We start from the raw sequence: 12,564 nt of genomic DNA on the forward strand, positions 1-12,564 counted from the left end.
CCAGGGCGAGGTCGAGCAGCGCCCGCACCTCCTGCACCGACACCCCGAAGCTGGCGCCCATCCCGGCGATCAGCATCGGCTCAGCCTTCACCGGCAGGCCTCGACGAATCGCTGGGCCGCCGAGGGCTGGCCGGCCCAATGGGTGTGCAGGTAGGAGGCGTGGATGCCTGCGACGCTGAAGCCCTGCCGGCTGCCGCCCTGGTCGCCCGCGTAGCGCCAGGCCGCCACCTCGCCGTGCGCCGGGTCGGTCACCGTCCGGTGGAACTCGTGGCCGTGCACCCGCTCACCGGCCCGGGCCACCGCCGAGTCGGCCTCGGCGACCGCCTCCCGGTAGCCAAGCGTCAGCTTGCCGGTCATCCGGGCCCGGGCCTGGATCCGGCCGACCATCGGCTTGCCGTCCAGCTCGGCCGCCAGGTACAGCAGGCCGGCGCACTCGGCGGCGATCGGCCCGTCGAAGGCGGCGAGGTCGGCGCGCAGGCCGGCGTTGTCCGAGAGCGCCTCGGCATGCACCTCGGGAAAGCCGCCGCCGATCACCACGCCCCGGCTGCCGGTGGGCAGCGCGGTGTCGCGGGTCGGGTCGAACGGCCGCACGTCCGCCCCGGCGGCGGCCAGCAGCTCGGCGGTCTCGGCGTAGCTGAAGGTGAACGCCGGCCCGGACGCCACCGCGACCGGCACCCCGCTGGCGACCCGCTCCACCTCGGCGGCCGGGTCCCAGGCCGGTGCGGTGAGTTCCGGCGCCGACCCGGCGATGGCCCGCACCGCCGCCAGGTCCACGCTGGCCTCGATCAGGTCGGCGAGCGCGGTCACCGTCCGCTCGGCCTCGTCGTGCCGTTCGGCGGCCGGGATCAGGCCCAGGTGCCGGGACGGGGTGACCACCGCCGCGGACCGGCCGATCGAGCCGACCACCGGCACGCCCACCTCCTCCAGCGCCTGCCGCAGCAGCAGCTCGTGCCGGTCACTGCCGACCCGGTTCAGGATCACCCCGGCGATCCGGATCCCCTTGTCGAACAACTGCATTCCGAGCACCAGCGCGGCAGCGGACCGGCCCTGCGCGGTGGTGTCCAGCACCAGCAGCACCGGTGAGCCGGTGAGCCGGGCGATGTGGGCGGTGGAGGCGAAACCGCCCCGGCCGACCGCGCCGTCGTGCAAGCCCATCACGCCCTCGATGACGGCGATGTCGGCCGGTCGCGGGGTGCTGGCGGCGTGCCGCAGCAGCGGGGCGATCCGGTCCTCGCCGACCAGCCAGGCGTCGAGGTTGCGGCCCACCCGGCCGGCGGCCAGCGCGTGGTAGCCGGGGTCGATGTAGTCCGGGCCCACCTTGTGGCAGCTGACCTCCAGGCCCTGCCGGCGCAGCGCGGCCAGCAGCCCGGTGGCGACCATGGTCTTGCCGGTGCCACTGGCCGGGGCGGCGATCACCAGGCGGGGCAGGTTAAGCGGCAGGTCTGGCGGCGGGTTCAGCGGCACGTTCACCACTCGATACCCCGCTGCCCCTTCTGGCCGGCGTCCATCGGATGCTTCACCTTGGTCATCTCGGTGACGAGGTCGGCGTACTCGACCAGCGCCGGCGCGGCGTCGCGGCCGGTGATCACCACGTGCTGGTTGCCCGGCCGGGCCGCCAGGGTGGCGACCACCTCGTCCGGGTCGACCCAGCCCCATTTCATCGGGTAGGTGAACTCGTCCAGGACGTAGAAGCGGTAGGTCTCGGCGGCCAGATCGCGCTGGATCTGCCGCCAGCCCTCCTGGGCGTCGGCGGCGTGGTCGGCCTCGGTGCCGGGCCGCTGGATCCAGGACCAGCCCTCCCCCATCTTGTGCCAGGCCACCGGGGCGCCCTGGCCGGTGCTCTGGTGGACGGTGTTCAGCGCGGCGAACGCGGACTCCTCGCCGACCCGCCACTTGGCGCTCTTGACGAACTGGAACACCCCGACGCTGAGGCCGGCGTTCCAGGCCCGCAGCGCCATGCCGAAGGCCGCGGTCGACTTACCCTTCATCGGGCCGGTGTGCACCATGGTCAGCGGCCGGTTGCGCCGCTGCCGGGTGGTCAGGCCGTCCTCCGGAACGGACTCCGGTTTTCCTTGTGGCATCAGGCGGCCCGCCAATCGGTGACCAGGGTGGTGAGCGGCTCGCTGGTGACCTCGGCCAGCGGCAGGTACTGCGCGTGCAGGTCATAGGCCAGCCGTTGCGCCAGGCCCAGCCGGACCACTCCACGCTCGCAATCGATGATCACCATGTCGTGCTGGTGCAATCCTGCTCCGGCCCGGGCTGCGGCACGGGTGTCGGCCCGGCCGTCGGTGATCAGCACGATCAGCGGACGGCGCAGCGGGTCGCGCAGCAACTCGGTCCGGACCACCTGCGCGGCCTTGGCGACGCCGGCCGCCAGCGGGGTGCGCCCGCCGGTGGCCAGCTCCTCCAGCCGCTTGGCGGCGTGCGAGACCGAGCCGGTCGGCGGCAGCACCAGCTCGGCACCCTTGTCGCGAAAGGTGATCAGGCCCACCTTGTCCCGGCGCTGGTAGGCATCCAGCAGCAGCGACAGGATGGCGGCCTTCACCTCGCCCATCCGGGCCCGGGCGGCCATCGACGCGCTGGCGTCGACCACGAACAGCACCAGGTTTCCCTCTTTGCCGCGCTGGTCGGCTCTGCGCAGGTCCTGGCCGGCTAGCTCGAGCGGGCCGGTGGTGCGGCCCCGGCCGAGCTGGTGCGGGGCGGCGGCGGCCACGGTGGCGCGCAGGTGGATGGGGCCGGCTTGGCTGCCGGCCGGCAGGGCGCGGACGGTGCGCTCCCGCCCGGTCCGGGCGGCGGCCCGGCGGCCGGGAGTGGCCAGCGAGCCGCCGGTTCCGCGCAGCACCTTGGCCCGGCCGGGCTTACCGGTGGGCTGGTTCGTGGTGTTACTGCTCTGCGGACCGGTGCTGTCCTGATTGCTCGCGCTGTCCGGTGGTTGATTCCCTTGCGGTTGCTGGGTGTCCCGCGGTTGCGTGGTGTCCTGCGGTCCGTCGCTGGCTTCCTCAGTCGGCGCGCCGCCGCCGCTCGGGTCGGGTTCCGGCGGTTCCGGCTCGGTGTCGCGGGCGCGTTCCAGCGCCTCGTCCAGGGCGTCGGCGTCCAGGCCCGGCTGGTCGAACGGGTTGCGCCGGCGGCGGTGCGGCAGCGCCAGCAGCGCCGCGGCCCGGACGTCGTCCTCGGTGACCGAGGTGCGGCCGTGCCAGGCGGCGTGCGCGGCGGCGGTCCGGGCGGTGACGATGTCGGCGCGCATCCCGTCGACGTCGAAGGCCGCGCACACCTCGGCGATCTGGCGCAGCGCCGCGTCGCTGAGCACCACCTCGGGCAGCAGCGCTCGGGCGGCGACGATCTGGTCGGCGAGCTCGGCCTCTGCCTTCGACCACCGCTCGGCGAAGCCGGCCGGGTCGGCATCGGCGTCCAGCCGCCGCCGGACCACCTCCACCCGGACCGCGGGGTCCCGGCTGGCCGAGACGTCCACGGTCAGACCGAACCGGTCCAGCAGCTGCGGCCGCAGCTCGCCCTCCTCCGGATTCATCGAGCCGATAAGGACGAACCGGGCCGGGTGGCTGACCGAGACGGCGTCACGCTCGACGTGGTTGCGGCCCATCGCGGCGGCGTCGAGCAGCACGTCCACCAGGTGGTCGGCGAGCAGGTTCACCTCGTCGACGTAGAGGATGCCCCGATGCGCGCTGGCCAGCAGCCCCGGTTCGAAGGCCCGGACGCCGTGCGCCAGCGCTCGTTCCAGGTCCAGCGAGCCGATCACCCGGTCCTCGGAGGCGCCGACCGGCAGTTCGACCAGCCGGGCCGGGACGGTCACCGCTTCGGTGGTGCCGCGGGTGTGCGGGTCGGCGCCGTTCGGGCTGTCGACATATGGGTGATCGGCGTGCGGGCCGGTGGCGTGCGGGGCGGTGGCGTGCGGGCCGGTGGCGTGCGGGCCGTCGGGGCAGTGCGGTTCGGGAGCGGCCGGGTCGCAGCCGAACCGGCAGCCGGACACCACGTCGATGGCGGGCAGCAGCGCGGCCAGGCCCCGGACCGCCGTCGACTTGGCGGTGCCCTTCTCGCCGCGCACCAGCACACCGCCGATCGCGGGCGACACCGCGTTGAGCAGCAGCGCCAGCCGCATCGCCTCAGCGCCGAACACCGCGGAGAACGGATAGCCATGCTCGGTAGGGGCTTTGCCGGAATTAGCTTTACCGGTATGGGAATTACCCACGGCATTGCCGGTCTGGGCCTGGTCGCCGGAGGTCGTCGTCATGTGGTCGGTGCTCCCGGGGGAAGGAACGGCAGTGCTGCAGGTGCGCCGCTGGTGATCAGGGTGGTCAGGGCGTCGACGTCGAGGCCTGCCTCAAGGGCGTCGGCCAGCCGGTCGAGCTGGCGGATCCGGTTGGCCGCGATGTCGGTGTCCGGTGCGGGGGTGAAGTCGCGTCCGGCGAGCTCGGCTGCCTGGCTCAGGAACCGGCGGCGGAACTCGTCGCTGTCGAAGGCGCCGTGCCAGGTGGTGCCCCACACCGCGCCGACCCGGTAGCCGTCCAGAAATGGTTCGGCGTCGCTACTCTGGCTCGGCAGCAGCGAGCTGATCCCGTGATGGATCTCGTAGCCGGTAGTGACCTCGGCCCCGAGCGCGGTGCCGGTGGGGCGGCCCAGGATCTTCTCCTGCTGAAAGCGAACCATCACCGGCAGCAGGCCCAGCCCCCGCACGGCCCCGGCCCCGGACTCGACCTCGTCGACGATGGTGCGGGCCAGCATCTGGTAGCCGCCGCAGATGCCGAGCACCGGGCGGCCCTGCTCTGCACGGCCGGCCAGGGCGGCCGTGAGCCCCTGGTCGCGCAGCCAGGCCAGGTCGGCCACCGTGGCGCGGCTGCCGGGCAGCACGGCCAGGTCGGCGGCGGCGACCTCGGCCGGGGAGACGGTCCAGCGCACCGTCACGCCCGGTTCGGCGCCGAGGGCGTCCACGTCGGTGGAGTTGGACGTCCTGGGCAGCCGGATCGCGGCCACCGTCAGCCCTTCGTTGCCGGCCGGCGCGCCGCCGTCCAGGGCCAGCGGGGTGGACAGCGAGTCCTCGGCGTCCAGCCGCAGGTCGGGCAGCCAGGGCAGCACCCCGAACACCGGGCGTCCGGTGAGGTTGGTCAGCATGTCGAGTCCCGGCGTGAGCAGCCGGTCGTCGCCGCGGAACTTGTTCACCACGAAGCCGGCGATCAGGGACTGGTCGCGCTCGCCGAGCAGCGCGAGGGTGCCGTAGAGCGCGGCGAACAGGCCGCCCCGGTCGATGTCGCCGATGACCACGGTGGGCAGGTCGCGCTGGTCGGCCAGCCACATGTTCGCCAGGTCGCTCTCGCGCAGGTTGATCTCGGCGGGGCTGCCGGCGCCCTCGCAGATCACCACGTCGTAGCGCTGGCGCAGCTCGTCGTAGCTGGCCAGCACCTCCTTGCGCAGCGCCGACTTCAGCTCCCGGTAGTCCAGCGCACCGGCCTCGGCGTAGGGACGGCCGTGCAGCAGGACGTGCGAGCGCCGGTCGCTGCCGGGCTTGAGCAGCACCGGGTTCATCAGCACGCTGGCCTCGATGCCGCAGGCCTGGGCCTGCAGTGCCTGGGCCCGGCCGATCTCGCCGCCGTCCGCGGCGACCGCGGAGTTGTTGGACATGTTCTGCGCTTTGAACGGGGCCACCGAGACGCCGCGGCGGGCCAGCAACCGGCACAGGCCGGCGGTGAACAGGCTCTTGCCGGCGTCCGAGCTGGCGCCGGCGACCAGCAGCGAGCCCTTCATGCGGTGTCCCCTGCCCTGCTGGCCTCGCGCAGCAGGATCGCGGTGACCAGGACGGCCAGCGTGGCGTACTGCACCAGGTGGCTCAGCCGGGTCGCCCGCGCGATGTCCTGTGGTTCCGGGGCCCGGCCGGTGCCGAGGAGCGGGCGGATCTCGGTGTGGGTCCGGTAGTTCGTAGGCCCGCCGAGCAGCACGCCGAGGGCACCGGCGGCGGCGGCCTCGCACTGGCCCGCGTTCGGGCTGGGGTGGGCGGCGGCGTCGGAGCGCCAGGCGCGGTAGGCCGCGGCGGGTGAGCCGCCGACCTGGCCGGCGAGGGCGACGGTGAGGACGGCGGTCAGCCTTGAGGGGATGAGGTTGGCGACGTCGTCCAGCCTGGCGGCGGCGGTGCCGAACCGGGCGTAGCGGGGCGAGCGGTGGCCGACCATCGCGTCCAGGGTGTTGATGGCGCGGTAGCCGAGCAGGCCCGGCAGCCCGGCGACGGCGCCCCAGAACAGCGGTGCGGTCACCGAGTCGGAGGTGTTCTCAGCGACCGATTCCACGGTGGCCCGGGCCAGGCCGGGTCCGGTCAGCTTGTCCGGGTCACGGCCGCACAGGCTCGGGATCAGGGCGCGGGCGCCTGTGATGTCGTCGTCGGTGAGCGCGGTGGCCAGCTCGGCGGCGATCCGGCGCAGGCTACGGCCGCCGATCACCGTCCAGGTCGCGGCGGCGATGGCGAGGGTTCGGGTTGTGGGGTGCTGGGTGGTGCGGCGCTCGATCAGGGCGGCGGTGGCCAGCACCGGCAGCACGCAGGCCAGCAGGTAGTGGCCGCCGGCAAGCTTGGTGTCGTGATAGAGCCGGCGCTCCAGCGCGGCCGCGGCGGTGCCGAAGCCGGCGACCGGATGGCCGCGGCGGGGGTCGCCGAGCAGCTCGTCGGCCAGCACGCCGAGGCTCAGGCCGGCGGCGACCGGGAGGCGTGACATCTACTGCCCGCGTCGTGGGCATCGCCGGACGTGCCGGGCTGCCGTCATCGTTCGAAACCTCCGTCGGGTGTCCACGCCCTGGGGCTGCTCCGACGGCCGAAGTATCCTGGCTCCCGAATCCGCCCGGTGTGTGCCGGGCTCGCTCGCCCCATCTTCCAGCCGCGAGGCCGTGATGTAGCGGGGTCCGCTCATCGGTGACAGTGGCGGGACCGCGCCGGATTCGCACCGGACTTCCTTCACTGCCGTCGTTGGCGACAACCCAACCACAGGGGTGCGGGGTGGTCAACGCGGGGTTGGTGGGCCTGGTTGGACGGGGCTGCTGCCGGGTCTCGCGGGCGGCCCGCCGATTTCGAGGGGCCCGGCGGGCTCTGCTAGGGTTCTGTCCCGTGCCCACCGCCAACGGGCACAGATGTTGTACGCGCCGCTAGCTCAACTGGCAGAGCAGCTGACTCTTAATCAGCGGGTTCGGGGTTCGAGTCCCTGGCGGCGCACAACGTTGTAATTTTAACATTTGTGCGGTAAGCACCCGTTGACAGCGCCCGACGGAGGTCGACTAGCGAGTAATGATTCGTGGCCGGAGAGGGCCAGGCGGCACCGAAGTCAGCTCTGATGAGCCCCTGCATCAGTCGGGCGGGTTAACAGCCGAACCTCAGTACAGATGCGGAATCTTATCCAGTACGATGCAACAGTACAGCGACAACGTCACTTAGATCGTTTACCACCTGCCCAGCCGCTTGGAGCTTGGCCATCGTCTCAAACGAGCATCCAGCGACTAGCAGGCAGCCGAGACGAGCTGTTCCAGCTGCGGCCGCGTCGTCTACCGTATCGCCAACCATTACTACCGACTCTGGATCCGTTCCCGCTACCGCAAGGTGTCGCCGTAATGCAAGAGACTTCGACGAATCTAAATGGTCCGTTGCTCCATCAACGATGCTAAAGTAGTCCGTCAACTCGTATTTCTCGACGGCCGCCACCAACCGCTCGTGACGCGTACGTGAAAGAACTGACTGGACGATTCCGGCGCGATGAAAGCTCTCCAAGGCTATCCGTGCGCCGTCGGCTAATCGTACACGGCTTTCAAGTCGCCTGTAGCAGTCGTAGAACCGATCGTTCACAGTGCACCATTCCGAATCACTCAGCGCCCGGCCGACGAGTGCTTCGTGGAAAGGCCTTACGGGTCGCGCGAAAATTTGTCGATACTCGCCGACCGAAACCTTAACCCGACTTAAGCCTCTGAGAGACGCGCGTGTGGCGATTACGGTGGCTGCAAGATCGTCCAGGAGCGTCCCGTTCCAGTCCCAAACTACATGGCGAACTTCCCGACGAGAGCCCTTCACAATCGCGGTCCCGAACGTCTAAATGCCCCAGTCGCTCGTTCCTTCAATTGCCGCGCGAGGTCCCTTAAGGCCTTGGATTCCATGAAGATACCCTTCCCATTTCGTAACAGCCTCAACTGCCGCACCCCACCCCGCCGCCCAGCCATGCGCACCATGACCGTAATTGTGGACTACGAGCTTGCTTCCCGACCTTTCGACCTCGACCCGCGCTCCGCCCGGACGAAACGGACGGATGCCGGATACCGTCTCGAGAGGCGGCCCCAATTGCGAGCCGTCGAATTCCAGACCGACAACTGCGGCGGCCTTCGGTAGAGTCGTTCTTAAGAATTTTGATAAGTCCTCGTAGTGCACACGCTTCGGGCCGAAGACGCCGTCACCTCGGATAAACGGCGAACCGAGGTAAAATCCGAACTGGCTTGACAAAACAAAAAAGTCGCCCATGCCAAGTCCGAATCTCCATCGTGATGGCGGATAGCGAATCGCCTGCCCAAACACTGGCTCTAAGGTGTGATCACCGAACATTGAACCTGCGTTTATGCCTAAGCAATTGAACACATGGGACGCTGACACGGATTCGACAGTCGACCTATCGACCGTTTGAACGAGGTGGACACCACCCGCTTCTAGGAAGTCCGCATAGAAAGCCTCAAGGAGGGAAACCGTATCGAAATGTGGCACGTCCAGCCACGCATACTCACCGAAACCGTCAACATCGAAATTCAGCGTGACTAGCGCACTGCGGTCATAAATCCCGGACTGGAACAGCCAGTCCGCCGGTATCTGGCCCTCTGCAACGCCTCGGCGGAAAAACTCCACGTGTCGAACAGTCGTGTAGAACTGACCTTCTCGGTATTTCGAAAGGTAGGAAATACTATCCGCCATCCATCGAAGTCTCCGCTTAAACTCGGTAGAAGTTGGATGAAACGGAAAAGTAGGCAACATTATCCCCGCCGCCGCCGCGGAGCTAGACGAGCGTGGGTCAGTATTACTAATCAGCGTAGGCGTATATCCACGCCCCTGCAGACACCTAGCCGTTAGAAGACCGATGATGCCAGCGCCGAGAACGCAGACCTCTCCCGGTACCACGTCTAGACCCCAACCGCCGAGGAGTACCGCTCGAACTTTTCAATCATCTCGAACGCCTTCGCCTCGCAGTTTGCAGCAGTCACACCATCAGGATCGTATCCGAGAAGGTCCTTGCAAATTCTCGACGCCCTGTCAGTAACGACTACTTCGCCTTCAGAAGTGACCGCTTGAATGCCGTCCCACTGTCCGCCATGCGAATTGATAGAAGTTGCCTCGTCAACCGACATGCCTGAGGGCAAGTCGAGACGGACTCGGCGATGGTCGATGACAATTGGATAGCCACCAGGGAGACCGGCAACCCCGGGGGCGTGGCAGTCGGCGCGCGAACCCAGCAGTAGGGGGTTGATGACTGACATCGCAGAACTAACCGCAACGGCCTCGCCTCCGATGCCTTTCACTCGCGCGAACTTTGATGCAACTGTTCTGAAGACCAGTTCTTGACTTAGTCGGTCACTGACGTCGATCCCCCTTCTTATCACTTGAAGCCGGCAGGGCGCGCCATTCGTAGTTCCGGTAACTGGCACGTTGTACGCAACGTAATGGTGAGCAACAAGCCGGACTTGGATCTCGCAGACGTTACAACCCAGCAGCTCGGCGCACGCAAGGCGTATGCCGGGTACCACATTAGCCACGTTGCCCACGCCGCAGATCGGCCCGACGTTCGGGTCGTGAATCAACATATTAATCAAATCCGGATACGAGCCGTTCACGAACATACCCGCATATTCGACCCGCGTCAGCACCTCACGCACACGAAGCGCGGGCAGCAGGTCGGGGGCTGCCCAAATTCCCGATCCCGCCTCCTTCAAGCGCGCCTGCGACGTAGCCGGCAGCATATCGATTCGCCACCACGGAACGAGCGACGTCGTATTCAGAATGAGATCGGGCTTGATCGTGCGCAGAAGGCTAGCCAACTCATCCGAACGCAAAACATCAATCGGGACCGGATGTAGGTCGGCAGCAGGCCCGTAGTTTAGCGACGCGTACCGAGTCAGGTTGACCCGCTTACTTAGTCGTTCGGCATCTCGCCCGCCAACGTGAACGTCCGCGTCAGGATATGCCCGCGCGATCTCATCCACCACGCGCCCGCCGAGGATCCCATAACCGAGCACGAGTATGCATTTTCTCATCCGACCACCTGGCATCCTCGTGAGGTCCACATCGATGAGGCAGCCAGCATGACCCACCCCGCCCCAACGACGTGGCGCGTCGGTCAGTTAATTAAATCGTCACGGTTGACAATGTGTTCGTCTTTGCCGTCAGCCAGAATGTTGAGGATCGATTGCACTGCCATCCTGGCCATGCCGTCGCGAGCGTTGGAGGTCAGAGAAGCGATATGACCGGTGACCAACAACCGGTCGTCTGAAAAGTCGCGCAGCAGCTCGCTCCCGATCTCACCCTCGTAGAAATCGTCGTACGCGGCAACCGAGATGGCACCCGACTTTAGCCCTTCACGCAGCGCAGCCGGATCAACTACCTCGCGCCGCGCGGTGTTAATCAAGATAGAGCCGGGCCGTGCGCGGGAAAGCACCGAGCTATTTAGCATGCCATGAGTCGTTTCGTTGCCCGGCGTCATAACTACTATTACGTCGCTCGACTCTACTAGTTCAACGAGGGAGCAGAACCGAAGGCCCAGCTCAGATTCAAGATCTGGCTTCCGGGTGCGTGAGTAATACAATAGTTCACTGCCGAACGATCCAACGAGCCGGGCAATCTGGGTTCCGAGATTGCCTAGACCGATGATGCCCACCGTCATGCTCTCCAGATCGCGCTGCTTCTCCTCGGTGCCCCGTTCGCCTCGCCGGTATGAGTTGACATACTGAGTGATACGGCGCGTGGCATTCAGTATAAGCCCAACCGTGAATTCCGAAACTGAGTTGGTTAGTGTCCCTGGCGTATTCGTGACGCGGATCCCTCGGCGTGAGGCGGACGGCGCGTCGATGAAAGATTCGTATCCGACGCCGAGGAACGCGATGACCCTCAAAGATCCAGCGTCGCTGATCGCGTTCGCGGTGGCATACTCTTCCCCGCCCAACAAATACGCGACCGCGCTCGCCAATTCTTGCCTGAGCTCAGGCTCGGTCAGGAGATGCTTCGGATTACTCACCGTTAGCCCGGCTTGTCTCAGTGGCTCCAGTAGTTCGTCGTCAACGCTCGAACCGGTGACGAGCACCTTACCTTCCATACCTAGCTCCACTCCGTCCTTCGAGAACTGGCTGCTTGGGACGTCCATCGAGATGCGCCGTCATTGAGAGTCAACGCAGCCAATCTAGCCACGATCGTATACCTAACGACTTTCGGACTCACTCTGAGATAGTCACCTCGCCGGCCTCCTCGGATTCGTAGCTGAGTGCGCCAACAGGATCATAGCGTTGCCTCATCCGACGGACGTTAGTCCAGTGTGTGCCATACACGCGTTGGTCTCGTCGACGCGATGAGTCGGGCAAATAGTTGCCGTATGCGCTGTGAGCGGGCCGACTAGCCGTTAGGGCGTGCCAGAGCTCGTCCGCCCAGTCAAGGTTCGAACGGTCACCCGCCGTATATCGCCAATTTGAGTTGATCAGCACCGCAAGCCGCGAGTACCTCTCAGCCAAACAGGACGGACGGGTCGGAATACGTGAGGCGACGCCATGAATGTGATCGAACGAGACGATCGTGTCACGAGACGGGCAGGCCGCGAACGCGCCCGCGACGATGTCCGCACAGTCGTCCAGGGATTCGACATCTACGGTCTTCCAGTAGGAGCGCAGTCCGGACCGGCTTCCGTCGTCGAGGGCATGCTGCCAATCGACATACCGTCGTTTTCGCAAAGTATGTCGGGTCGCATACGGGAAGCTGGCGATACTACTCAAGTATTGTGATCCTTGGTCTGCTTTCTTTCCTTCGTACAAACATATATCTAGGATGAAAACCTCTTCGCCCTTCCGGTTAACGAACGAAGGAGAGACCGTAAGACTGTCCGGCCCATGGCGAAGAAGGGCGTCGAGTCTTTTGGACGTCTCAGCCGCGCGTCCAATGGGAAAAGCAATTGATCCAGCGACCACCCACCTGACGGGATGCAAATTAAAGGTCAGCTCTGTGGCTATACCCATACTCGATCCTGCGCCCCTCATGCACCAGGCCAGATCAGCATCCTGGCCGTCTGCCTCTCCCCCGACAACGACGGTTCCATTCGTCAGGACAAAGCGGGTGCTGATCAAGTTGTCGCAAGCGAGCCCTAACCGACCCATCAGCCAGCCGAGCCCACCGCCGAGGGTAAGCCCCGCGACGCCCGTGGAGGAAACAATCCCCAAGGTGGTTCCGAGTCCCGATCGGGCGGTGGCTAGGTCGAAGTCGCGAAGCAATGCTCCGCCTCCACACGTCGCCGTTCTAGCCTGCCGGCTCACTCGGACATAATTCATCCCGGATAGGTCAATAACAACGCCACCGTC

10 protein-coding genes, 1 tRNA gene and 1 riboswitch are annotated in these 12,564 nt (G+C 66.8%); of the genes, 1 reads left to right on the top strand and 10 read right to left on the bottom strand.

The annotated features are described in order from the left end of the window. Positions 1 to 87 precede the first annotated feature (87 nt). The 5 genes from VF542_RS02915 to VF542_RS02935 all read right to left on the bottom strand — a co-directional run bounded on the left by VF542_RS02915 (position 88) and on the right by VF542_RS02935 (position 6,710). On the bottom strand, positions 88 to 1,464 hold the full coding sequence (locus VF542_RS02915; protein ID WP_408650209.1) for a cobyrinate a,c-diamide synthase: 1,377 nt from the start codon (positions 1,462 to 1,464) through the stop codon (positions 88 to 90). Positions 1,465 to 1,466: 2 nt separating this feature from the next. Further along, complete coding sequence (gene cobO / locus VF542_RS02920; RefSeq protein ID WP_408650210.1) at positions 1,467 to 2,081, bottom strand: cob(I)yrinic acid a,c-diamide adenosyltransferase; 615 nt, start codon at positions 2,079 to 2,081, stop codon at positions 1,467 to 1,469. Then, positions 2,081 to 4,114: a VWA domain-containing protein gene (locus VF542_RS02925; RefSeq protein WP_408650217.1), complete on the bottom strand. Its 2,034-nt coding sequence runs from the start codon at positions 4,112 to 4,114 to the stop codon at positions 2,081 to 2,083. Before VF542_RS02925 ends, cobO begins: the two co-directional genes overlap by 1 nt. Positions 4,115 to 4,242: 128 nt before the next feature. Next, positions 4,243 to 5,754, bottom strand: coding sequence for a cobyric acid synthase (locus tag VF542_RS02930; protein ID WP_408650211.1), 1,512 nt, complete (start codon positions 5,752 to 5,754; stop codon positions 4,243 to 4,245). Beyond that, complete coding sequence (locus tag VF542_RS02935) at positions 5,751 to 6,710, bottom strand: cobalamin biosynthesis protein (protein ID WP_408650212.1); 960 nt, start codon at positions 6,708 to 6,710, stop codon at positions 5,751 to 5,753. Before VF542_RS02935 ends, VF542_RS02930 begins: the two co-directional genes overlap by 4 nt. Positions 6,711 to 6,809: 99 nt before the next feature. After that, positions 6,810 to 6,947, bottom strand: a riboswitch (cobalamin riboswitch). 181 nt (positions 6,948 to 7,128) lie between these two features. On the opposite strand from VF542_RS02935, the gene VF542_RS02940 reads away from it, so the two are divergent. Beyond that, positions 7,129 to 7,201, top strand: a tRNA-Lys gene (locus tag VF542_RS02940). Positions 7,202 to 7,378: 177 nt separating this feature from the next. Here VF542_RS02940 and VF542_RS02945 read toward each other — a convergent pair. The 5 genes from VF542_RS02945 to VF542_RS02965 form a co-directional block, all read right to left on the bottom strand. After that, a complete protein-coding gene (locus VF542_RS02945; protein ID WP_408650213.1) occupies positions 7,379 to 8,047 on the bottom strand; it encodes an HAD family hydrolase in 669 nt (222 codons plus the stop codon). Between the two features lie 18 nt (positions 8,048 to 8,065). Beyond that, positions 8,066 to 9,133, bottom strand: a complete 1,068-nt coding sequence (locus VF542_RS02950) for an FAD-dependent oxidoreductase (protein WP_408650214.1) — start codon at positions 9,131 to 9,133, stop codon at positions 8,066 to 8,068. A 2-nt stretch (positions 9,134 to 9,135) separates the two neighbouring features. Further along, the gene (locus VF542_RS02955) at positions 9,136 to 10,263 is read right to left on the bottom strand and encodes a hypothetical protein (RefSeq protein ID WP_408650215.1); all 1,128 of its coding nucleotides are present in this window, start codon (positions 10,261 to 10,263) and stop codon (positions 9,136 to 9,138) included. An 83-nt stretch (positions 10,264 to 10,346) separates the two neighbouring features. After that, positions 10,347 to 11,318: a 2-hydroxyacid dehydrogenase gene (locus VF542_RS02960; RefSeq protein ID WP_408650216.1), complete on the bottom strand. Its 972-nt coding sequence runs from the start codon at positions 11,316 to 11,318 to the stop codon at positions 10,347 to 10,349. A 118-nt stretch (positions 11,319 to 11,436) separates the two neighbouring features. After that, positions 11,437 to 12,549, bottom strand: a complete 1,113-nt coding sequence (locus tag VF542_RS02965) for an FAD-binding oxidoreductase (protein WP_408650218.1) — start codon at positions 12,547 to 12,549, stop codon at positions 11,437 to 11,439. Positions 12,550 to 12,564 lie beyond the last annotated feature (15 nt).

This window comes from Jatrophihabitans sp. (assembly GCF_036389215.1).
In the GTDB taxonomy this organism is placed as follows: Bacteria; Actinomycetota; Actinomycetes; order Mycobacteriales; family Jatrophihabitantaceae; genus Jatrophihabitans_A.